The 22,370-nt window shown below is 64.8% G+C and carries 23 protein-coding genes; 6 read left to right on the forward strand and 17 right to left on the reverse strand.

The window, feature by feature from the left end; genetic code table 11:
- The 11 genes from C8J39_RS00180 to C8J39_RS00230 form a co-directional block, all read right to left on the reverse strand.
- Positions 1–824, reverse strand: an 824-nt coding sequence (locus C8J39_RS00180) for a histidine kinase dimerization/phosphoacceptor domain -containing protein (RefSeq protein ID WP_120298788.1), incomplete at its 3' end; no start/stop codon positions are given.
- A 391-nt stretch (positions 825–1,215) separates the two neighbouring features.
- Positions 1,216–1,911, reverse strand: a complete 696-nt coding sequence (locus C8J39_RS00185; RefSeq protein WP_120298790.1) for a YoaK family protein — start codon at positions 1,909–1,911, stop codon at positions 1,216–1,218.
- Between the two features lie 45 nt (positions 1,912–1,956).
- A complete protein-coding gene (locus C8J39_RS00190; RefSeq protein ID WP_120298792.1) occupies positions 1,957–3,303 on the reverse strand; it encodes an alginate export family protein in 1,347 nt (448 codons plus the stop codon).
- Positions 3,296–3,724 carry a DoxX family protein gene (locus C8J39_RS00195; protein ID WP_120298794.1) on the reverse strand — a complete coding sequence of 143 codons (429 nt, stop codon included), beginning with the start codon at positions 3,722–3,724 and terminating at the stop codon, positions 3,296–3,298. The genes C8J39_RS00190 and C8J39_RS00195 overlap by 8 nt, the downstream gene beginning before the upstream one ends.
- Positions 3,721–4,620 (reverse strand): glyoxalase, encoded by a 900-nt coding sequence (locus C8J39_RS00200; protein WP_120298796.1) that lies wholly within the window; start codon positions 4,618–4,620, stop codon positions 3,721–3,723. Before C8J39_RS00200 ends, C8J39_RS00195 begins: the two co-directional genes overlap by 4 nt.
- Positions 4,621–4,640: 20 nt before the next feature.
- Entirely contained in the window at positions 4,641–6,485 is a 1,845-nt protein-coding gene (locus C8J39_RS00205) for an amidohydrolase (protein WP_120298815.1), read from the reverse strand.
- Between the two features lie 77 nt (positions 6,486–6,562).
- Positions 6,563–6,814: a XapX domain-containing protein gene (locus C8J39_RS00210; protein ID WP_120298798.1), complete on the reverse strand. Its 252-nt coding sequence runs from the start codon at positions 6,812–6,814 to the stop codon at positions 6,563–6,565.
- A 3-nt stretch (positions 6,815–6,817) separates the two neighbouring features.
- Positions 6,818–7,477, reverse strand: coding sequence for a hydrolase (locus tag C8J39_RS00215; protein ID WP_120298799.1), 660 nt, complete (start codon positions 7,475–7,477; stop codon positions 6,818–6,820).
- A 27-nt stretch (positions 7,478–7,504) separates the two neighbouring features.
- The gene (locus tag C8J39_RS00220; RefSeq protein ID WP_082444085.1) at positions 7,505–8,035 is read right to left on the reverse strand and encodes a helix-turn-helix domain-containing protein; all 531 of its coding nucleotides are present in this window, start codon (positions 8,033–8,035) and stop codon (positions 7,505–7,507) included.
- Positions 8,036–8,152: 117 nt separating this feature from the next.
- On the reverse strand, positions 8,153–8,755 hold the full coding sequence (locus tag C8J39_RS00225) for a response regulator transcription factor (RefSeq protein ID WP_060525204.1): 603 nt from the start codon (positions 8,753–8,755) through the stop codon (positions 8,153–8,155).
- A 104-nt stretch (positions 8,756–8,859) separates the two neighbouring features.
- Positions 8,860–9,462 carry a M17 family peptidase N-terminal domain-containing protein gene (locus tag C8J39_RS00230; RefSeq protein WP_120298801.1) on the reverse strand — a complete coding sequence of 201 codons (603 nt, stop codon included), beginning with the start codon at positions 9,460–9,462 and terminating at the stop codon, positions 8,860–8,862.
- A 142-nt stretch (positions 9,463–9,604) separates the two neighbouring features.
- Between C8J39_RS00230 and C8J39_RS00235 the strand changes: the two genes are divergently transcribed.
- A complete protein-coding gene (locus C8J39_RS00235) occupies positions 9,605–12,691 on the forward strand; it encodes a two-component regulator propeller domain-containing protein (RefSeq protein ID WP_243650267.1) in 3,087 nt (1,028 codons plus the stop codon).
- Between the two features lie 46 nt (positions 12,692–12,737).
- Here the strand turns inward: C8J39_RS00235 and C8J39_RS00240 are convergent, their stop codons facing one another.
- A complete protein-coding gene (locus C8J39_RS00240; protein WP_165895334.1) occupies positions 12,738–13,580 on the reverse strand; it encodes an alpha/beta fold hydrolase in 843 nt (280 codons plus the stop codon).
- Positions 13,581–13,746: 166 nt separating this feature from the next.
- Positions 13,747–14,529, reverse strand: coding sequence for an alpha/beta fold hydrolase (locus C8J39_RS00245; RefSeq protein ID WP_120298805.1), 783 nt, complete (start codon positions 14,527–14,529; stop codon positions 13,747–13,749).
- 185 nt (positions 14,530–14,714) lie between these two features.
- Here C8J39_RS00245 and C8J39_RS00250 point away from each other — a divergent pair, with 185 nt between their 5' ends.
- Complete coding sequence (locus C8J39_RS00250; protein WP_235529636.1) at positions 14,715–15,311, forward strand: TMEM175 family protein; 597 nt, start codon at positions 14,715–14,717, stop codon at positions 15,309–15,311.
- A gap of 9 nt (positions 15,312–15,320) precedes the next feature.
- On the opposite strand, the gene C8J39_RS00255 is transcribed toward C8J39_RS00250, so the two are convergent.
- Positions 15,321–16,232 carry a LysR family transcriptional regulator gene (locus C8J39_RS00255; RefSeq protein ID WP_060525209.1) on the reverse strand — a complete coding sequence of 304 codons (912 nt, stop codon included), beginning with the start codon at positions 16,230–16,232 and terminating at the stop codon, positions 15,321–15,323.
- A 113-nt stretch (positions 16,233–16,345) separates the two neighbouring features.
- On the opposite strand from C8J39_RS00255, the gene C8J39_RS00260 reads away from it, so the two are divergent.
- Positions 16,346–17,122, forward strand: a complete 777-nt coding sequence (locus C8J39_RS00260) for an SDR family NAD(P)-dependent oxidoreductase (protein ID WP_060525210.1) — start codon at positions 16,346–16,348, stop codon at positions 17,120–17,122.
- A gap of 137 nt (positions 17,123–17,259) precedes the next feature.
- Here C8J39_RS00260 and C8J39_RS00265 read toward each other — a convergent pair whose 3' ends face one another.
- On the reverse strand, positions 17,260–17,829 hold the full coding sequence (locus C8J39_RS00265; RefSeq protein ID WP_107956030.1) for a TetR/AcrR family transcriptional regulator: 570 nt from the start codon (positions 17,827–17,829) through the stop codon (positions 17,260–17,262).
- A gap of 93 nt (positions 17,830–17,922) precedes the next feature.
- Between C8J39_RS00265 and C8J39_RS00270 the strand changes: the two genes are divergently transcribed.
- The 3 genes from C8J39_RS00270 to C8J39_RS00280 are packed head-to-tail and all read left to right on the forward strand — an operon-like array spanning position 17,923 to position 20,287.
- Positions 17,923–18,606 (forward strand): DUF1349 domain-containing protein, encoded by a 684-nt coding sequence (locus tag C8J39_RS00270; RefSeq protein WP_107956031.1) that lies wholly within the window; start codon positions 17,923–17,925, stop codon positions 18,604–18,606.
- Between the two features lie 5 nt (positions 18,607–18,611).
- Positions 18,612–19,160 (forward strand): sugar O-acetyltransferase, encoded by a 549-nt coding sequence (locus tag C8J39_RS00275; RefSeq protein ID WP_165895333.1) that lies wholly within the window; start codon positions 18,612–18,614, stop codon positions 19,158–19,160.
- A complete protein-coding gene (locus C8J39_RS00280) occupies positions 19,157–20,287 on the forward strand; it encodes an acyltransferase (RefSeq protein ID WP_107956033.1) in 1,131 nt (376 codons plus the stop codon). Before C8J39_RS00275 ends, C8J39_RS00280 begins: the two co-directional genes overlap by 4 nt.
- A 126-nt stretch (positions 20,288–20,413) precedes the next feature.
- Here C8J39_RS00280 and C8J39_RS00285 read toward each other — a convergent pair whose 3' ends face one another.
- Both C8J39_RS00285 and C8J39_RS00290 read right to left on the reverse strand, forming a co-directional pair.
- Entirely contained in the window at positions 20,414–21,031 is a 618-nt protein-coding gene (locus C8J39_RS00285; RefSeq protein ID WP_207897013.1) for a tyrosine-type recombinase/integrase, read from the reverse strand.
- A 345-nt stretch (positions 21,032–21,376) separates the two neighbouring features.
- On the reverse strand, positions 21,377–22,366 hold the full coding sequence (locus C8J39_RS00290) for a zinc-dependent alcohol dehydrogenase family protein (RefSeq protein ID WP_107956035.1): 990 nt from the start codon (positions 22,364–22,366) through the stop codon (positions 21,377–21,379).
- Positions 22,367–22,370 lie beyond the last annotated feature (4 nt).

The following is a 22,370-nucleotide window of genomic DNA, read 5'->3' on the forward strand; positions in this document are numbered from 1 at the left end:
AGCGATGCCGCCTTACTGGACGGCACCTCTATTTGCGAAATGTTCGAAACCAGCTTGATGTCGTCGCGTCGGCTGGCACCAACGACGTCGCCGATAAGATTTTCGGTAAACGCCCCGACATCGAACCGGGTGACATCGTCCGACTGATAAAGACGGCGATGCACCGTCGCCAGCGCATCGACCCGTTCGAGCATGGTCTCAAGTTTTGATGAAACAGCGGGGTCTGATATGCTACGCGCCTGCAAACGCAGGAGCGAACCGATCATCGTAAGGTTGTTCTTTACCCGGTGGTCGACTTCGTGAAGCAGCAGAGTTTTTGCATCTAACGCTGCCTCCAGGTCTGACGTGCGCGCCTCGACTTCCTGCTCGACCAATAACTTTTGCTTTGAAATGATAGTCTGCGCCTTGACGCGTTCAGTAACATCAAGCTGGGAGGCGAAGAAGAATACAACCTCACCGGCGTCGTTGCGCACAGGGCTCAGATACAACGCGTTCCAGAACGCAGATCCATCCTTTCGATAGTTTAGGAGGTCCACGGCAATGTCGGTCTGGGCGTCGATTGCCCGACGCACTTTAGCCACCTGCTCTCGATCGGTGTCGGGACCCTGCAGGAAGCGGCAGTTACGGCCAATGATTTCACTTCGGTCATAGCCCGACAGCGTTTGAAAGGCTTCGTTGCAGAAGACGATCGGGTTATCGGTCTGCGCGGGGTCCGTAATAACCATAGGCATTCGGGTAGCCCGAACAGCCGCGGCAAAAGGGTCCGCTCGTCCGTGCTCGTAATCGAGCGCTTCCGTCAGATGCCAATCGTCCCGCTGCTTCATCACGCCTCCGTGGAGCGTGCCGACCAGCCGAACTCCGTGCCGGGACTAAATCGTTTTGATCGTTTTCCGTTCCGCTGAGAGATCGAGTTCGTCACTCAGGCATGACCATTGGGCGGCATGGCTTGCGCGTACAAAGCCTCTTTGAGATCAAAAATCGGCGCCCCGTCTGCAGGCTGGAAGCTGAACGAATGGCAGACATGGGGAAAGCGGAAACGGCACAAGAGTGTCCGCTTGTGGGTCATCAAGACCAATGTGATCTGGGGGCGTGATGATTAAACCTCGTCGTCATCTGCATTCGTGATGCGCGTGCGGGATTGGCACTGCTCGAAAGCGTCCAGCAGCGAAGCGCCTATCACACCATTTGCAAAACGCTGCTTCGGCATAACGTTCATCAGGCCGAAGGTGCGGCCTCCAGACGGTAGGCGAATGCCAGCGTTCCGAACAACACAACGGCCCCGGCGAGGGCGAGTGGCGCGTAGAGGCCGACATGCACTAGCAGTCCCGCGCCCAGCGCCGCGCCGGCAAAGATCGCGATGACGGCGCCCACGCGTCGCCTCGAGTTCGTGCCCGTTCCACCGGCGGCGCGTGAGTCTGCGCTGAGCCCCGTCAGCGTCAAGGTGAGCACCGTCGTCGTAAGATCCGCCACCTTGAGTTGCCGGATCGTGGCGTTGCGATAGCCCATCGCGATGCCTGTGAGGCCGATGATCAGGTAGAGCCGCGCCTCAGGCGATTGGGTGGCCACGTCGAACCCCAACGCCGATATCGCGGCGGCCCAGAGCAGCGCCGTTTCCACGACGGCCGATGTCAGGAGCCAGCGTCGTTCCGATCCTCCTGCATGGACCTTGCCGGTCCGTCCCCCGACGAGCGCGCCGATCATGAAGCTCGCCAGCGCTGCTACGAAGGGGAGTATCTTGAACCCCGGCGCGCCCGATGCCGCGAAGCCCAGGAACACGATGTTCCCGGTCATGTTGGCTGTGAAGACCTTGCCGAGACCGAGCACGCTGGCCGCGTCGACGAGGCCCGTCGTGACGGAAAGCAGGAGTAGCAGCGGTACGCGGGGGTCGGTGGGTGTAGCGGTGATGGCCATGTCGATCTCCAGGATCAGTGTTCGTGCGAGGAAGAGGCGGTGTGGTCAGAACCGGAAATTGCTCTCGAGACCGAGCATGCCGATCGTGCGGCCAGAGCCCGTGTCGTCGAGGAAGCGCCCGGCGTCGAAGGCGGACACCGATGTCGAGAGTTCGAGTTCTGGCGTCGCCTGCCAGGCCAGCGTCGCCTCGATCTCCTTGCCAATGAAGCGTGCCGTGGAGGTGCCCGGCGCGCGCAGGAGATTGCCGGGAACGTCGTAGACGCCGTCGGCACGCGCGTATCGCCAGTAGACCATGCCGCTGATGCTGGCGGAAACGCCCGGCGTTACGGTCATCGCCACACGCGGGTTCACGCTCACGATGTTCGACGGGCCCACCGGCGACAGTTCGCCGAAATATTTGCCTTTTGGAAACAGGGCATTGAACGTGCCGAGCGTGTGGTCACCGCGGCGGCGGTCACCGCTGACGATGTTGAACCGCATGACGGCATCCGGCACAAATGGGGCGTTGGGGAAGGTCCGTCCGACTTCGGTGCCGAGCGTCCATGCGCCGATCCGACTGCCGGCGAAGCGCCCGAACTGCGCGACGCCCTCGACGTTCCAGTGCCAGTCGCCGGCGGTTCCGAACGATCGCGCGCCGATGCTGTGACGCAGTTCGCGCCCGTTGCGTCCGCCGAACGCGGCGCGGGCATTGCGGTAACCGAGATAATAGATGTCGAGACCGGGAAACGTGGCGTACGCGCCCCAAAGCGACTTGCTGCGGGAGCGCGTGTCGTCGAACGACTTCGGACCCGGCTGTACCGGACGCACCGCCAGCAAGCTGACGGTTGCCGGCCCGATCCGGACGATGCCGCGCGCACCGTCGAAAGCCAGCGGGACGTTGGGGCCGTAGCGGGTGCCGACGAGGCGCTCGGTGCCGAGCGAGAGCATCTGCCGGCCAACGCAGACCGTCCCCGGGCCAATGTCGATATCCGCAAAGCCCTGGAGCAGGTCCGCACGCGTCTGATCGACTGGGCCAGCGGAGGGCGCGACGCCTGCCGCATAGGCGATGATCGGCTGGACGAACGCGCGTGCTTTTCCGACATGCAGGTCAGCGTAGGGCACGACGCGCGCCCAGAGGTATCCGTCGTCGGGCGCATCCGCATCGCCCCACAAGTTATCGTGGTACTTCTCGTTGCGCAGGCGGAGCTCGACTCCGGTGGTGAGATAGGCGTCCGTCGTAATCGGAATGTATTTGAACGGGCCCGTCCAATGGTCCTTCCGTTCGGCTGGATCTCCGAGCGTCGTCCAATCCTCGTCGTAGCGCGTGACGGTCAAGGTCGGCGGCTGCCACGCCTCGGTCTGCGCTGCCGCGGGGGCGGCCGACGCCAAGCCCAGCAGCAAGACCCTACGCACGTCTTGCTTCGATCTCCGCGACCATGGCCGCGAGGACGAACCCGCCGATGAGGCCAAGATGCTCGAAGAAAGCGTTGGCGGCCATGAAACGCTCCTGACCGGCGGGCATCGCCCAGAACGCGTTGGCCGTGATGGCGGCGAACAGCGTGAAGATGCCGAGCATGCCGGCGCCGAGCCAGACGAGCCGACCGGACAGGATCAGCAGCGGGCCGACGATCTCGACCACGATCGTCAGCGCCGCCCACAGGGCGGGCGGGGACATGCCGAAATGCGTCTGCTCGGCGACCGCGGCGGTCCAATTGCTCGCCTTGACGATCCCGCCGAGGAGATAGGCGCCAACGAGGGCGAGGCGGGCGAGGAAGCCGGTCCAGCGCCAGTCGAGAATAGCTCCGACGAAACGCGGCGTGCGCGCCGCGGTCATCGTGCGATCGGTGAATGGATCTCGGCGATATAGCCGCCGGGGAAGCGAACGATCGCCGACTGCCGGTCGCTTTCGGCATGCGGCTCGACCAGCGTTTCGACGCCGACCGCTTTCGCCTTGGCCAGCGTGGCTTGAAGGCTGCCCACCTCATAGCCGGTCACGTCGCGGCCATAGGGCCATGGGAGCTGGTTGTCGGACACCATCACGGTCATCTTGCCGTAGCTGGATACGACGCGGATACGGCGATAGCGTGTGCCGGGCCTGCCGATGTCGTTGCCGTCCGCCGCCGTGTCATCGGACACGTTCTTGCCGTGCGCGAAGCCGGTCCAGCTCTTCACGAAGGCGTTAGCGGCGTCGGGCGTGAGGTAGACACGGTTCTCGGGGATGGTCGCCAGCGCAGGGTAGTTCGGCTTGGCGGTGTGCCAGTAGATCTGCATGCCGACTCCGCCCGGCCACTGGACAACCGCATCGCGGCCGATCGGATCGGGGAAGGTCGTTATGGTGCGGGTCGCGCCGTGGCTGACCGCCGACGCGACGGCCGCGTCGATGTCGGTGACGAGATAGCCGTTGCGCTCGCTGCCGAACGGGAACGGGATCGGCGTGGTGAAGCCAAATACCGAGATTGATCCGGCGGGGGTGAGCACGAGTTGCGAGAAGGTCTTACTGGTCGTCGGCGTGACCTGGAACGCGCCTTTCTTCGTGCTCGTGCCGCCGAACGTCGCGGTCAGGCTGGCGACGAAGCGGTCGAAGTCCTCCGGCGCAACGTAGACGTGGGTCGTGTCGTATTGCGGGCCCACCGCATAGTCGGCGGTGGCCGGAGCGTCGCGGGCAAAGCCGGGCGCGGAGGGCGACAGGCCGAGCAAGGCTATAGCGATAAGCAGGTTCGTACGTGTCATTCTCGGTCTCCCCATCATGATCAGACCGCCCAGCAGCCGCAGCCGAACGAACCCCAGAAGCTCTGCACGTCCGCCACGGGCACCTCGCGGCCGAGCGCGGCGGCATGGTCGTGGCCGTGTACCGAGCAGCCGCTCGCGCATCCGCACGCGGCGGCAAGTTTCGCTGAGGCTTCGGGCGTGCGGTGGTACCCGCCGAAGGTTGCAACCGGCGACCAGTCGGGCATCGGTTTGGGCAGCGTCGGCGCTAGTGGTGCGTAGTCGCCTTCGCCGAACACCACCTTACCGCCGAGCAGCGTCAGGACGGACCGCAGGTGTGGGACGTCTGTCTCGGGAACGGTCAGGTAATCGCCCGACAGCACGGCGAGGTCGGCGAGTTGCCCGACCTTGATCCGGCCCTTCTTGCCGACCTCGTTCGAAAACCAGGTGTTCTCGTGCGTCCACATCGCCAGCGCCTTCTCGCGGCTGACGCGGTTGGCCCCGGGGTAGAGGCCCAGCCCGCCGACGGTCCTGCCGGTCACCAGCCAGTTGAGCGACACCCACGGATTGTAGCTGGCCACCCGCGTCGCGTCGGTGCCGGCGCCGACATGGATCCCGGCGGCGAGCATCTTCGCGATTGGCGGCGTGCGTTCGGCGGCCTTGGCGCCGTAGCGTTCGACGAAATACTCGCCCTGATACGCCATGCGGTGCTGGACCGCGATGCCACCGCCGAGTGCTGCGATCCGGTCGATGTTGCGGTCGGTAATCGTCTCGGCATGGTCGAAGAACCAGTTGATTCCGTCGAACGGAATGTCCTTCGCCACCTTCTCGTACACGTCTAGCGCGCGGCCGATCGTCTGGTCGTAGGTCGCGTGCAAACGCCACGGCCATTTATGTTCGGCCAGGAGCCGGATGACAGGCTCGAGATCGCCCTCCATGCTCGGCGGCATGTCGGGGCGCTCGACGCGGAAATCTTCGAAGTCGGCGGCGGAATAGACCAGCATTTCGCCGGCGCCGTTGTGCCGGTACGTGTCGTCGCCTTGGCCCGGCGTGACCTGCTTCACCCAGCCCTGGAAGTCGGCGAGTTCCTCCTTCGGCTTCTGCGTGAAGAGGTTGTAGCTGATGCGCAGCGTCAACTGGTCGTCGGCGTGCAGCTTCTCGATGATCGCATAGTCGTCGGGATAGTTCTGGAAGCCGCCCCCGGCATCGATGACCCCGGTGACGCCGAGCGAGTTCATTTCGCGCATGAAGTGGCGGGTGGAGTTGAGCTGATACTCCGGCGGGAGCTTCGGGCCCTTGGCGAGCGTCGAATAGAGGATCGTCGCATTGGGCTGCGCGAGCAGCAGCCCGGTCGGGTTGCCCGCCGCATCGCGGACGATCTCGCCGCCCGGCGGGTTGGGCGTGGCCTTGCCGTAGCCGACCACGCGCAAGGCTGCGGCGTTGAGGAGCGCGCGGTCGTAGAGGTGGAGGATGAACACCGGCGTATCGGGCGCGACGGCGTTCAGTTCGGCGATCGTCGGCAGGCGCTTCTCGGCGAACTGGTGCTCGGTGAAGCCGCCGACGACGCGTACCCATTGCGGGGCGGGGGTGTTGTCGACCTGCTGCTTGAGCATCGCCATCGCGTCGGCAAGGGTCGGTACGCCGTCCCAGCGCAGTTCGAGGTTATAGTTCAGCCCGCCGCGGATGATGTGCATGTGGCTGTCGATCAGGCCGGGGATGACGCGTCGCCCACCCGCGTCGATCACGGTCGCGTCTGGAGCCGCCGCGCGCACCTCCTGCTCGGAGCCGACCGCGAGGAACTTGCCGTCGCGGATCGCGATCGCCTGCGCCTCGGGGTTCTCGCGGTCGAGGGTCGTCACCTTCGCGTTGACGAGGATCAGGTCGGACATAGTCGGTCTCCGGTTTCCGGCAAGCAGCGGGGCGAGCGTCGCCGCTGCCCCGCCGAGGATGGTCGTGCGGCGGTCAATCACGCCGCATCGTCGTGGCGATGGCCGGGCAGCATGCCGAACACGTGGTCGGTGCAGGCCGCCCGGATCGCGGCGGCCTTCTCGCGGCTCGCCCACAGGCTTTTCGCGAGCGGCACCGCCTGTTCGCCGAGCAATATCCCGGCGAGCCCGATCAGTGCGATCGTCGGCGGGGCCGGCGACCGTACCTTCAGCAGCGCATAGATCACGCCGACGAACAGGCCGGCGGCGAGCGAGATCAGGTACGGCCGCACCGATCAGTGCCCGCCTTCGGACGCGCCGAACATGGTCTTCGCGTAGGTGATGCCGAGCCCGTAGGCGCCGGCGAATTTCCGCGCGACGCCGGTGACCGCGTCGTAGGTTCCGGTCCGCGCCCAATCGCGCTGCAACTCGAGCAGATACTGCACCGACGTCATCGGCACCGCACCCAGCTGGATCATCCGCTGCACCGCGCGCTCATGCGCCTCGACCGAGACGTCGCCGCACGCGTCGCTGATGAAATACGCCTCGAAGCCCTGGTCGATCGCCGATGCGACCGGTCCGACGATGCAGACGCCCGTCCAAAGCCCGGCGAACACGATCCGCGTCTTGCCGATGCGGTTGACCTCGTCGATCACCGCGGCGTCCTCCCAGGTGTTCATTGAGGTGCGGTCGAGCAGCGGCTCGCCGGGGAACGCGTCGGTGATCTCGCTGAACATCGGCCCCGAAAAGCTGTCCACGGCGACCGTCGTCAGGATCGTCGGCACGTCGAACACCGCTGCGGCATGGCTGATGAGGGCAGCATTGTTGCGCAGCAATTCGGTCGCGATCGACTTGGTGGCAAACGCCATCTGCGACTGGAAATCGATCATTACCAGCGTGTGATCGGTCGGCGAAATCAAGGACGCGCCGGGCGTGGCGGTGGCAGTAATGGTCATGATAGTCTCCCGTTGGAAAAAGGTCGGTCAGCGCGCCTGCCAGGTGCGGCGCCAGATCAGCGGGGTCGCACCGACCACGCGGCGGAACAGCCGGGTCAGGTGCGCCTGGTCGGTGAGCCCGCAGGCGTAGGCGATGTGGCTGAGCGTATCGTCGGTCTGCAGCATCAGCGTCTGCGCGCGGCGGACGCGCTGGCGGATCAGGAAGGCGTGCGGCGTCTCGCCCGTCGACACCTTGAACGCACGGCAGAAATGCCCGGTACTGAGCCGCGCGACCTCGGCGAGTGCGTCGACCCCGATCGTCGCGCCGAGATACGCATCGATATGTTGGACAACGTTGCGCAATTGCCACGCCGCTAGCCCACCTTTGACGGGCTTGGCCTTCAACGGCGAGCCGCTGGTGCCATCGTCGGCAAACATCGCCGCGAGCCGCTCCAGATAATGCCGCGCAACCTGCGGATTGTGATCGAGCGTGCTGACCGCATTCGCGACCAGGCTGGCGGCCACCGTCGGCACGAACCCGCGTGGCAGTGCGGGCGCGGGAGGAAGAATATGCAGCATCGCCTGGGTCTCCGTCGCAGTCTGTACGAAGGAGCATAGGGGATGCGGATCGATCGCCTGCGCCCCGGCCGGGGTGGCGTGCGCCCCCTCTTTAGAGGCAGGTGATGTCGCCTCGGATCAGAGCGCGATGATCCCGCGCTTGGCGGCGATCGTCACTGCGTGCGTGCGATCCGAGGCGCCGAGTTTCGCGAAGATCAGCTTCATATGGCCCTTTACCGTCTCCTCCGAGACGGCCAGCTTGGCGGCGATCTGCTTGTTCGAATTGCCCGACGCCGCCAGCGACAGCACGCCGATCTCGCGCTCGGTCAGCGCATCCTCGATCACGTGGAAGGCGATGCTCGACGCCACCTGCGCATTCAGGTGCTTGCCGCCGGCATAGACCGAGCGGATCGTGTCGAGCAGTTCCTTGCGCAGCGTGTTCTTCAGCAGATAGCCGGCCGCCCCCGCGCGGAGCGCGCGCAACGCCTGCGCATCGCCCGAATAGGTGGTCAGCACGACGATCCGCGCGTGCGGCCAGTTGCTGCGCATCGCCGCGATCGTATCGACGCCGCCGATCCCCGGCATCTGTAGATCCATGAGGACGATGTCGGGGAGGTGCGTCGGGTAGAGCGCGAGCGCCTGTTCGCCGGACTCGGCCTCCGCGACCACCGCCAGATCCTCCTGCGTTTCGATCACAGCCTTCACCCCTTCGCGCAGGAACGGATGATCGTCGACGATCATGATCCGGATCCGGGGGGAGGGCGGCAATGCGGGCTCTCGGGCTGGCGGGTAGGTGAGTGGCGACCCTGCGCCGCGACTGGCGGACATGGCAAGCGGCCGCTGCGTCAAGGCACGGCGAGCCGGTCGAAGCTGGCACGAAAGACCTCGGCCATTGTCTCGAACCGCCCGGCGCCGACGCAGAACACCCAGCGTGACAGCATCCGGGCGGGGGCGTCGGACAGTGCGTCGAACAGCCCGGCGAGCATCGCGTCGGGCGTGCCGGCCAGACTGTCCGGATCGAGGCCGCTGTCGAGCAGGCTCGGCGCGAACGCCGCCGACACCGCCTCAATGCGGATCGTTTCTCGCGCCGCGGTCGACACCGCCTGCCGCATCGTCGCGGGCGTCCATGTCGCAGGATCGCCGAGTCCGATCGCGAGCACGGTGGTCGCGTGGATCGGTCGTGCGGGGGCCGACAAGGTCAGCACGTCGCCCGTTTCTGCGCGAAAAATGCCGTCGGCGCGCAACCGGGTGATCGCGCCGCCCAGGGCCGTGTCGAGATTGCCCAGTCCGCCGCCCGGGCGCGTCCGGCCGATCTCGTGCGCGAAGACGCCCGCGCTGGCGACCATTACCTCGACGCTCACCGCATCGCGCGGCGCAACGTCGATGCGGACACCGCGCCAGGTGCCGATCGTCGCCGCGTCGTCGGTCCGACCGTCTATCGGCGGCATCCTGTTCTCCCGTCGATCCGGTGCGGACCTATGTCATTGATATCACGAGCTCGGCGCAGGATCGTGGACAGGGCTGACCCAATTTGGACAATCGTGACATTTGCGCCCACGCGTCTCAGCCAGCAGCGCGACCAAAAATCGTATGACCCGACGTAATGCGATCGAGCCTTGCATTTGTTCGTTGCGCGAGCGCAACGTCGATCATCATCAGCTCTGCTTGGGTATCGTCCGCTTGATCGCGCAAACCAGTCTTCTACGCCTTGAGCGCGGCAGAGCGATCGCCCGTGACCTGTTGCGCGTCCTGTTCGGTATCCTGTGCTGTTTCATGGTGATCGGCCGCGCCGCCGCACTCGAGCCAACGCGGGGCATCGCGCAGATGCGCCATTCGCGCTGGACGCTGGGCGACGGTGCCCCCGGCAACATTCGTGCGATCGTGCAGGGACGCGATGGCTATCTGTGGCTCGGGACCGCGACGGGGCTGTACCGGTTCGACGGCATCGTTTTCGAGCGGGTCGTCCCCGTCGACCAGGATCGCTATCGCTCGCCGCAGGTCACCGCACTGCTCGCGGCGCGCAATGGCGACATCTGGGTAGGGTACGACTTTGGCGGTATCTCCGTGGTTCGCGGCGGCGTGCTGAAGGATGCGAACCCCTGGGCACCGAACGGCGGCGTGAACAGCATCGTCGAGGGGCAGGACGGTGCAATCTGGGTTGCGGGCGATTCGATGGGGAAGCTGGTTCTCAGTCGGCTGTTCGCGGGCAAATGGACGGCGTTCGGCGCCGGGCGCGGTGTCCCCGACAGCGAGACGGGCGATATCCTGAGTACGCCGGGAGGCATCTACCTGTCGCTCATGCCGCGGATGCTTCGCCTCAAACCGGGGAGCGATCGCTTCGAGGATACCGGGATAGCGATCACGGGCGCGACGTCGCTCGCGCAGGACCGTCACGGCATCGTTTGGCGGCGCACCGGTACGCAGATACTGCCGCTCGATCGCACCGCGCGCGCGTATCGGACCGGCACCGCCACCACCCCCTATGTCGTCGAGCGCATGATCTTCGACCATGACGGCAATCTTTGGATCGCAGGTCAGGATTCGGGGCTCGGTCGACTGTCCGCGGCCGCGTTTCAGCCCGCTTCGGCAACCGGCCGGGTCGAGCTGTTCACCGAAAAGCAGGGCCTGACCGCTGCCTTGACGACCGCGCTTCTCGAGGATCGCGAGGGCAATATCTGGGTCGGGACGGAATCCGGGCTCGACCGGTTCGCGCCTAGCAACATCGCTCAGCCTGCGCAGACCGAGGCGATCGTGTCCGGCTTCGTGGGCAGCGCGTCCTCGCGCAATCTGTTTGTTGCAGGGCTTTCCGGCATATACCGGATCGGTCGCTCCGGGGTGCCCGTGCTCGTCTTTCCGCAACCCGACATCGGCGTGTTGTGCGGCGACGATCGGCGGCTGTTGGTGGTCGGCATGCAGGGGAAATACCTGCTCGATCTGGATCCCGCGGGTAGCCTCGCCAAGGTGACGCCGGTCCTCGGGCCGATGTCGATCACCTGCACGATGGATAAGGCGGGCGTCTTCTGGGCCGGTTTCGAACAGATCTACCGCCTGGTCGGACGCCAGTTGCAACCGGTCGCCAAGCCAAGCGGTACGCCCGCCGGATCGATCCACCGCGTCCGGTCGGACGGGGCGGGGGGCGTCCTGTTCGGACGGATCGGGCAAGGCGTGTCCCGCCTGCGCGATGGTGTCGAAACGCTGCTGTGGCGCAGCAAGGATCAGGTGACGGGCAGGACCGCGACATGGGTGCCGACCGATCGCGGACTTCTCATCGTCGGTGATCAGGGTCTCGCGCGGTACGATGGAAAGCGTCTCCAGTCGCTGCGCGACCGGACCTATCCGTTTCTCGCCGGACTGACCGGGCTCCTCCAGACGGGGGACGGATCGACCTGGACGATCGGCGCGGATGGCATCGTCCGGATGCCGACGTCGTCTGTGGAGGCCGCGTTCGCGCATCCCGGTGCGCCGATCCCCTTCGAGCGTTTAGGGTATCAGGAAGATTTCCGGGCGCGCTCGAACATGGTCGAGGCGAACGATGTCGCGCAGGATGCCGCGGGGCGGCTGTGGTTCGCGACCAACAAGGGGCTGGCGATGATCGACCCGCGGCATCTGTCGCGAAACCGATTGCCGCCGACCGTGCAGATCCGCTCGCTCGATGCCGGTGGGGCGGCGCAGACCCCCCGTGATCAGGCGATCGCGTTTCCCGCCGGTACCGATCATGTCCGGATCGCCTACACCGCGCTCAGTCTCACCAATGCGACCGCGAACCGGTTCCGCTACCGGATCGAGGGGATCGACCGCGACTGGATCGACGCCGGCACTGCGCGCGAGGCGCTGTATACCAACCTCGGTCCGGGCACATACCGGTTCCAGGTCATCGCCGCCAACAACGACGGCGTCTGGAACCGCGAGGGCGCCACGCTGACGTTCACGATCGCGCCGCGGTTCTACCAGACCTATGCGTTCATGGTGGTGTGCATCGTGGGTGCACTGATCCTGATATGGCTGCTCTATCGCCGCCGCGTCCGCGCGATCGCCGACCGCACGCGTGGCCGCTTCGAGGTCCAGCTGGCGGAGCGCGAGCGGATCGCCCGCGAACTCCACGATACGTTGCTGCAAGGGTTTCAGGGGCTGATGCTGCGCTTCCAGTCGGTGGTCGAACTGCTGCCGCGTGGCGACCGCGCCCGCACGAGCCTCGAAACCGTGCTGGAGCGAGCCGACGACGTGCTGCTCGACGGCCGCGACCGGGTCCGCTCCCTGCGCGAAACCATGGAGCCGGTGGCGCTGCCCGCTTTGCTGTCCGCAATCGCCGAGGACGTCGTCCTACCGCCGCTGACGTGGAATGTGGAGGTTGTCGGCATCCAGCAACCCGTCTGCGCGCCGGTCGCGGACGAGGTCGCGCAGATCGTCCGCGAAGCGCTCGCCAACGCAGTGCGTCATGCACGCGCGAGCCGGCTGGTCGTCGCGATCCGATCGACCTCCGACAAGCTCATCGTCAGCGTGTCGGACGACGGTATCGGCCTCCCGCCCGACGTTCGCGAGGCGGGGCATCGACCCGGCCATTATGGCCTGATCGGCATGCGCGAGCGCGCCGTCGCGCTAGGCGGGACCCTGGCGATGCACGCCGAAACCGGCACCGAGATCAAAGTGACGATCCCGGCGCGCGTCGCCTATCGCTGAGCGAGAGAGCGACGACCGCCACCCTCCCGCCAGAGTCATCGTGCGATCACCCCTTCACGAATGCGAGCAGGTCCGGATTGATGACGTCGGCGTGCGTCGTCAGCATGCCGTGCGGATACCCCTTGTAGATCTTCAGCGTGGCGTTCTTCAGCAGCTTGGCCTGCAGCACCGCCGCGTTTTCGTACGGCACGATCTGGTCGTCATCGCCCTGCAGGACGAGCGTCGGCACGGTGATCGCCTTCAAATCCGCAGTCTGGTCGGTCTCGGAGAACGCCTTGATCCCGTCGTAATGCGCGAGCGCACCGCCCATCATGCCCTGGCGCCACCAATTGTCGACGATTCCCTGCGAGAGCTTTTCGGTCGGGCGGTTAAAGCCGTAGAACGGCCCCGAGGCCAGATCGAGATAGAATTGTGCGCGGTTGTCGGCGAGCGCCTTGCGCAGGCCATCGAGCACCGACATCGGCAAGCCGCCCGGATTGCTCGCGGTCTTGAGCATCATCGGCGGCACCGCGCTGATCAGCACCATCTTGGCGACGCGGCCCTGTGGCTGGCCGAATTTCGCGACATAGCGCGCGACTTCGCCGCCGCCAGTCGAGTGGCCGATATGTACCGCATTCCTGAGGTCGAGATGCTCTGCCATGGCGGAGGCATCGGCGGCATAATGATCCATGTCGTTGCCGGTATCGGCCTGCGACGATCGGCCATGCCCGCGGCGATCATGCGCGACGACGCGGTAGCCCTCGGCGAGGAAGTACAGCATCTGCGTGTCCCAGTCGTCCGACGACAGCGGCCAGCCATGATGGAACACGATCGGCTGCGCGGCCTTCGGACCCCAGTCCTTGTAGAAGATGTCGATGCCGTCCTTGGTCTTGATGAAACCGCTGCTCATTCTCGGTACTCCGTCTGGGTTGGGAAGGGGGGAGGCGAACACCGTCGCCGGGAGCAAGCTCGCCGCCGCTGCGGTTGCGGCGGCGATGACGACGGCTCGCCGGGAAAGTTCGTGCATCATGTCTGGCATCGGAATGTCCTGATCGTTTCCGGGTATGGCATCGCGGCTATTGCGCGGCGGCGGCCTCTTCGATGAGCGCGGCGACGGCCTTCGGATTTGACGTCATCACGACATGCGAAGCGCCGGCGATGACGACGGTCTTCCTCGACCCCGCGCGCTTGGCCATGTACGCCTGCACGGCGGGCGGAATGTTCAGGTCGGCGCTGCCGTAGATGAACCAGGACGGGATCGTCTTCCACGACGGCGTCACCGCCTTCTCGTTGAGCGCCGCCTCGGCGACCGGGCGCTGCGTCGCGGCCATCAGCGCGGCTTGCGCGGCGGGGACGTCCGCGGCGAACTGGTGCGCGAACTTGTCGCGCTGGATGTAGAGATCCTTGGTCCCGTCGGGCAGCACGACCGGCGTCGCCAGCGCGGCGCCCAGCGTGGCACCGGGAAACTTGCCGGTCAGTTCGATCGCGCTCTCGCCGGTATCGGGTGCGAACGCTGCAACATAGACCAGCGCCTTGACGTTGCCCGCTTGCGCCGCCGCTTCGGTGATGACGGGCCCGCCATAGGAATGCCCGACAAGCACCACCGGCGTCGTCACCGCGTTCACCACACCCGCGACCGACGCAGCATCGCTCGCCACGCCGCGCAACGGGTTCGACGCGGCGATCACGGTATAGCCGTCCGCGCGCAGCCGATCGATCACCCCGTTCCACGACCCGGACTCCGCAAACGCGCCGTGCACGAGCACGATCGTCGGTCGCGGCGTCTGCTGGGCGTCCGCGCTGGCCAAAGGAGCGAGCATCGTCGTGACCGTCGCAAGGCAAGCGATCCAGATTTTCATGTGCGTAGCTCCCAAAAGGCAGGCGTCCGCTCGTCAATGCGCGCCGACCCTGCGCTATTATTGTCGAACCGAAACGAAATTTGCGGATAACCGACATATTCCGTCGCGGGCGACCACCGCCGCCGGGACTTCCGGAAATTGCGCGGCTACGCTTCCCCGACAATCATCATCGGCACGGAGCAAACATGAGCGGACGTCGAATGGGGCCGGGACGGCTGGAGGCGTTCACCGACGGCGTCGTCGCGATCATCATCACGATCATGGTGCTGGAACTGAAGGTCCCCGAAACCGGCGATCTCCACGGTCTGGTGGGTGCCGCGCCGCTCCTGCTCGCCTATCTGCTGAGCTTCGTGAACGTCGGGCTCTACTGGAACAATCACCACCACATGTTCCACGCGGTCGATCGGATCGACGGGCGGGTGTTGTGGGCGAACCTGTTCCTGCTGTTCTGGCTCAGCCTGGTGCCTTTCGTGATCCGCTGGCTCGACGAAAGCCAGTTCGCGGCCGGCGCCACCGCCGCCTACGGGATCGTCCTCGGGCTGGCCGCGATCGGCTATACGCTGACCGAGCGCGCGATCATCGCCTGCAACGGAAAGACCTCCGCGGTCGCCCGCGCGATCGGCTCGGACTGGAAGGGCTGGGGCAGCATTGCGCTCTATACGCTGGCGGTGCCGCTGGCGTTCGTCAGCCGCTGGATCGCGATCGGGCTGTACGTATCCGTCATCGCGCTGTGGCTGATTCCGGACCGCCGGATCATCCGCGTGCTCGACGCCGCCGACTGACGCGCACGCTCAGCCGCCTGAGGCCTGTACGAACGCGCGCAGGCGGGGAACCGCGAAATCGAGGAAGGCGCGCACCCGGCGTGGCAGTTCGCGCGCGCCGACCGACAGCGCGTGGACGCTTTCGCTGTCGCCGGCAGACGGGCCTGGAAGAACTTCGACCAGGCGACCCGCGGCCAGGTCGGCGCGGACATGGAAGTCGGCGAGCCGCGCCAGACCGACGCCGGCGATCGCCATGCGGCGGACCGTCTCGCCGTTGTTGGCGATCAGCGATCCCCTGACGGCGCGCTCGACGATCCGTCCCCCGTCCGCGATCGGCCACGACGTGATCGTCCGGCGGAAGTTGAAGCCCAAACAGTCGTGGTCGGCAAGATCCGCGAAATCGACCGGAACGCCGCGGCGTGCGAGATAGTCCGGCGATGCGACGATGACACGGCGTGCAGTCCCGAGCTTGTGTGCGGTCAGCGACGAGTCGGACAGCGTGCCGATCCGAAACGCGATGTCGGTCCGATCGAGATAGAGGTCGACGATATCGTCCGACAGCGACAGATCGACGACGATATTGGGGTAGAGCTGCCAGAACGCGGGCAGCAACGGCTCGATCGCGAGCGTACCGAACCCGACCGATGCCGTGATCCGCACCGTACCGCCGGGGCTAGCGGCCCCTTGCATCAACTGGCTGTCGAGGTCGTCCAGGTCCGCCAGCAGCATCTGGCTGCGCTCGTAGTAAAGCTGTCCCTCAGCGGTCAAAGACAGTCGCCGCGTCGATCGCTCGATCAGCCGCACCCCGATTCGCGCTTCGATCCGCGCGATCAGCTTGCTCACCGTCGACGGCGTCATCAGCAACGCCCGCGCAGCCTCGGAAAAGCTGCCGGTGTCCACCACTCGCAGGAAGACCTGCATCTCGCCCGCACGGTTATCCATCGGCCACCTGTGAAATTGCTTCACGGGTAAAGCGCCAAGCCGCGCGATTATCAAGCGCAGGCACCGGTCCTACCTGGAGTTTGACGGATATTGAACCAATCGAGGACATTCGCATGGACCTGAAACTTCGCGGCAAGAGCGCCCTCGTCACCGGATCGACCGCTGGCATCGGACTTGAGATCGCCCGCCAGCTCGCCGCCGAGGGTGCGGACGTCATCATCTGCGGTCGTGACCAGGCCAAGCTCGATGCCGCTGCCGCCGATATCGGTGCCGCGCGCGCCATTCTCGCCGATGCGGCGACGGCCGAGGGCGCAGCGGCGCTCGTCGCGGCAGTGCCGGCGGTCGACATCCTCGTGAACAACCTCGGCATCTACGAATCCAAACCATTCGCCGACATCACCGACGACGACTGGCGCCGCTTTTTCGAGGTCAACGTGTTGTCCGGCGCGCGGCTCGCACGGGCCTATTTCCCCGGCATGCTCGCGCGCGACTGGGGGCGGATCATCTTCATCTCGAGCGAATCCGCCGTGCTGATCCCGCCCGATATGATCCACTACGGCACGACCAAGACCGCCCAGCTTGCCATCTCGCGCGGGCTCGCGGCGCTGACCAAAGGCACCAACGTCACGGTCAATACGGTGATGCCGGGCACCACGCGGTCCGAGGGTATCGTGAGCTTCCTCAAGAGCGTGGCAAGCGATGCCTCGCAATCGGACGCCGAGATCGAACGCGAATTCTTCAGCCGGGACCGCCCGACCTCGCTGATCCAGCGGATGATCGAGCCGGAAGAGGTCGCTAGCATGGTCGCCTATGTCGCAAGCCCGGTGGCTGCGGCAACCAACGGTGCCGCGTTGCGCGTTGATGGCGGGATCACGCCAACGATTGTGTAGCGAAGACCTGACCCATCGAACTTGATTCAGCGCGCATCAGAGCGGTTTCTTGTTTGCAGAATATGAACGAATGGCACAAGTTGGGCGCTAGCTAAGTAGGTGCGAACGTCCGGGTTTGGGTCGCTTTGTCCAAACTGTTAGCTTTGTCTAAAGCTGTTATTTATGCCGGTAATTCGATCCACGATCGTCCGAATGGCATCTTCCTCAAGCGGCTCGGTGTCGATTGAATTGTGGATGCCGATGCCCTCGACCAGCGCGTCCAGCGCCCTTGCCGTCAACGGATCAAAGAAGCGCTCGAGCGCCACGCGACTATTGCTCATCCATCGCTGCATCACCGCGGCGACGGGTGGATGGCGTGCGGCAAAGGCATAGAGTTCGTAGCTGAGCAGCAAGGTGCGCGGTGTCGCCCATATCGATCCCGCGATGATGGCAACGATCGCCGCCTTGGCGCTATCCCGATCGCCTGCCATTGCCATCCGCTTCGCAAATTCCTCCGACGATTGCTCGGCCAGTTGAAGAAATGCCGCTGCGATAAGGTCGTCCAGTGTCGCGAAATAATAGGTCACGGACCCGAGCGGCACGGCTGCAGCCGCCGCGATGCGGCGATGCGTGGTGCCCGTCACGCCGTATTCGGCGACGACATCCAGCGTCGCTTCAACGATCCGCTGTCGACGTTCAGAATCTTTCCGCTTCGTCCCGCCGCTCACGGCACCCCCTTTGCAAAGCACATGTACATTTGTACATATTGTTCTTCAGCGGGCGTCGCTCCGCTGTCGTAGCGTATAGGGAGGACGGGGGGCATGCAGGAAGCAATAGTATCGCCGCGCACGATCATTGGTGGTGCGACGGCGCTCGCGGTGCCGTCGATCGCACGCGGTAGCGGGACCGTGGCACATACCGTGTTGGGGCGAAGCGACGGCGTCTGGTTGAATGCGCCTCGTCGCTGGAACGTGGATGCGAGCAGAGAAGTGACACTGTTCACCGATCAGGCCACCGATTTCTGGCGCGAGACGCATTATGGCTTCACGCGGGATTCCGGTCATTTCCTTGGTTTCGCCACTCCTGCCGCGTTCACGGCGCAGCTGCGCATTCGCGCGGAGTATCGACAGCTTTATGATCAGGCAGGCATCATAATCCGGATCGACGAGCGTCGCTGGATTAAGGCCGGAATCGAATTGTCCGATGGCCGCGCGATGTTGAGTAGCGTCCTGACCGATGATCGCTCGGACTGGGCGACCAGCCCTTACGCATACGATCCATGCGACTTCTGGATGCGTGCCACGGTCGCCAACAGTGTGTTGCGGTTGCAGGTGTCGGCGGATGGCATAACGTGGCCTCTTGTTCGATTGGCACCGTTTCCCGTGGTGTCTTCATATCGCGTCGGCCCCATGGCCTGCACGCCCGAGCGCGAGGGGCTGGGCGTACGGTTTTCCGATCTGCGGATTACCCCGCCGCTCGGCAAAGACCTGCATGATCTGAGCTGAATGTGATGAGCGAGAAGACCAGGATGCTGGCGGGCGAGCTTTACACCGCCGACGATCCCGAACTGGCGGCCGACGCGGCGCGCACTGCCGCGTGGATGGCTCGGTACAACGGCATGGCTGACGCCTCAGCGGCCGATCGCGATCGATTGCTACGCGAGGCAATGGGGGACGTCGGAGAAAGGGTAACCGTCCGAGCGCCATTTTACTGTGACTACGGTTATAACATTCATCTCGGCACAGGGGCGTTCCTCAACTTCGGCTGCGTCGTGCTCGACGTCGTGCGCGTCGATATCGGTGCCGGTACGCAGATCGGGCCGGGCGTGCAGATCCTGACCGCCGACCATCCCCGCGACCCCGCTCTGCGGGCGCGGCTGCTGGAGTTCGGACGGCCAATCCGGATCGGCGCGAACGTTTGGATCGGCGGTGGCGCATTGATCTTGCCCGGCGTGACGATTGGTGACGATGCGATCGTCGGCGCCGGCAGCGTGGTCACCCGTGATGTCGCAGTTGGAGAGACGGTCGTGGGTAACCCCGCACGAGCGGCACGGCGATGATTGCGCAGGGTCCACTGGATGCCGTGCTGCCGATCCGCGACGGCAAGGCTCATTTTGAGGTTCTCGACGGACTGCGCGGCACCGCAGCGGTGCTGGTGGTGGCGTTCCATATCCAGGGCATCACGGTGCTGTTCGACGCGCCACGACTGCTACTGCCGCATGCGTATCTGGCGGTCGATTTCTTCTTCGCGCTGTCGGGCTTCGTCGTCGGCTATGCCTATGACGATCGTTGGGGAACGATGTCGACACGCCAGTTCCTGGTCCGCCGGCTGATCCGGCTGCATCCCCTCGTCGTGCTGGGAGCGGTGCTGGGACTGCTCAGCTATGTGGCGGACCCGTTCGCGGGCAATCGGCAGAATGCGCCGGGAATACTCATCGTGTTCGCGTTCGTCATGGCGTTGTTCGCTTTGCCATCCGCGCCGTTGGCCAACCGCTTGGGGGACAGCCATCCGCTGAATGCCCCCGCCTGGACGCTGCTACAGGAATATATCGGCAATCTGGCCTATGCGCTGGTGCTCCGGCGGCTCGGAACGCGTGCGCTGGCGATAACAGCGCTTATCGCCGGACTGGTGTCCGCGGCGATGGCGCTGTCGCTGGGGTCTTACGATACCGGTTGGGGGCTTGCCAATTTCTGGGGCGCGCCTGTGCGGCTTGCCTATCCGTTCATCACCGGTCTGCTGATCTTCCGCCTGCATGACCGGCTGCCGCGATGGCGTATCGGCTTCGTGCCGCTCAGCCTGAGCCTTGGCGTCGTCTTCGCCGCCCCCGTGCTGCCCAGCTACGGTGGCCTCAAGTTGAACGGCCTGTATCAGGCATTGTGCGTGCTGCTGTTGTTTCCCGCGATCATCGTGTTGGGGCGGCATTCGGGCGGCGGTCGGATGGTGAGCCGCCTATGCCGTGCGGCAGGGCAGCTATCCTACCCGCTGTACATCACGCATTATCCCTTTGTGTACCTGTACATGAATTGGATCGCTGCCGGTGGCACGACGACATGGGCCACGGTGTCGGTTGCGGCGGCCCTCTATGCTTTCACGATAGCCTTCGCCTTTGCCGCGTACCGCTGGTGGGACCTGCCGCTTCGTCCGGCCTTGCAGCGGCGACGGGTCGAGCAAAGGGGCCGCTACTGACATGTCATCGTTGGCCAGAGCGGTTCCGGCGAATGACCTGATGCGGATATCCATGGCATCCCACCTGAATGAATAGCCGGAGTTGGGAGCGAACCGGGAGGCTTTGAATGTCAGGAAATGGGTCTCTCAGACCTCGGTGCGTTCGGCCAATTCCAAAGCGTCCTCCACGTCAACGCCCAAGTAGCGCACCGTGCTGTCGATCTTGGCATGGCCGAGAAGGATTTGAACGGCGCGAAGGTTGCCAGTCGCCTTGTAGATGATCGACGCTTTCGTGCGCCGTAGCGAGTGCGTCCCGTAATCCTGCGCCGGTAGGCCGATGCCGACCACCCACTCGCGCACGAGGCGGGCATATTGCCGCGTGCTCATGTGGTCCATGTAGTCGTTGCGGCTCGGGAAAACGAAGTCGTTCAGTATCCCCCCACGTCGCTCCAACCATGCTCGCATCGTCTTTCGCGCCGTGTCCATTATCTCGAACTGAACCGGTCGTTTGGTTTTCTGCTGAACCACGACGGCGCGGTCACGGACGCACCCGCCGGAAACTACATCGCCGATCCGCACCCTGACCACGTCACAGCCGCGGAGCTTGCTGTCGATGGCGAAGTCGAACAGCGCTCGGTCGCGCAGTCTCCTCTGCTGGTCGAGCCAGAAGCGAATGGCCCAGACCTGTTGCTGTTTCAGCGCCCGCTTCGCACCAATCAGCCGGCCTTCGTTCCAAGGCCGAAGTTCGTGAAAGGCGGGGTCCATTGACGAGTGACCCATCGATCATCTCCATCGGCCCAGATCGGTCGATCGAGTATACGCATGCGCAGTAAACCGCCGGTTTAGAAATGTGGTTGATCAGCCGTCGATGATGCTGAACGAGCTGTCGGTTTCGAGCGGCGCCTGGCGGTCTCTGTGCGGCCGGAAGTGGGTCTGGCCGCAAGCCAGAAGGCGGGGTGCGTTCGCCCAAAAGCTGTCGTTCGATGAGCAAATACCCAAAGCCCGAAGCTGCCGTTCGTTCATCTCGAACTCTGATGTGGCTGTCGTAGTCGCTTGACTGCCACGCCCATTTTATAAACGGGAGAGCCTTAGAGCCCTCCCGATAGCTGATCAGACAGTCACGACGATCTTGCCGATCTGCTCGTTGGATTCGAGAAAACGGGTCGCTTCCTGGATCTTGTCGAACGGGAATGTCCGCGAAACCAGCGGATCGAGCTTGCCGCTTTCCAGACTCTCGGTGATGAATACCTTGGCTCGCGCCAGCGCTGCATCATTGCCGACGATTTCCGTGTAGAGGTAGCCCTTGATCGTCAGGCTCTTGCCCAGCACGGCGAACTGCGGGAACGGACCGTCGTCTGGGCTTAGGGCACCATATTCCAGCAGAATGCCGCCCACAGCCATGACCTTGGCGAATTGGGCGATGGCAGGACCGCCGATCGGATCGAACACCACGCGGGCACCCTTCCCGCCGGTGATCTCCTTCACACGTTCTGCAAGGTCGCCGTCGGCGGTGGCGATCACATGATGAGCGCCGGCATCAGTCAGCGCCTGCGCCTTGGCGTTCGTACGAGTGGTCGCAATCACCGTCGCCCCGACGCTGCGAGCCACCTGGATCGCCGCGATGCCGACGCTACTCGATGCGGCTGACACGATGACGAAGTCCGCTGCGGTGACCTTCGCCTGATCAATAAGCGCACCCCAGGCCGTGACATACTGCATCCAGGAGGCGGCTGCCTTCTCGAACGAGAGGGCGGTGGGATGCTTGACGACGTAGCGGGCCGGGATGTTGATGATCTCGCCGTAGGTAGACCAGCGCGACATATCGAGCGTCGGGATGACGCTAACGGCGTCGCCCTCCGCGAAGCCCGACACGGCGCTGCCGACGGTCTTGACCATGCCTGCGGCTTCGTAGCCAAGCCGTGAGGGGAACTCCGCTTCTTGCAGGTACGCGCCGTTGCGGAACATTACCTCTGCGCGGTTCAACCCGATCGCTCTGACTGCGATCTGCACCTCATCGGCTTCAGGTGCAGGAACCTCGACGTTATCGATGCGCAGCACGTCTGCGGAGCCGTATTCGTGAAAGCGTACAACGCGGGTCATGGTC

It is taken from the genome of Sphingomonas sp. PP-CC-1A-547 (assembly GCF_003610375.1).
GTDB lineage: Bacteria > Pseudomonadota > Alphaproteobacteria > Sphingomonadales > Sphingomonadaceae > Sphingomonas.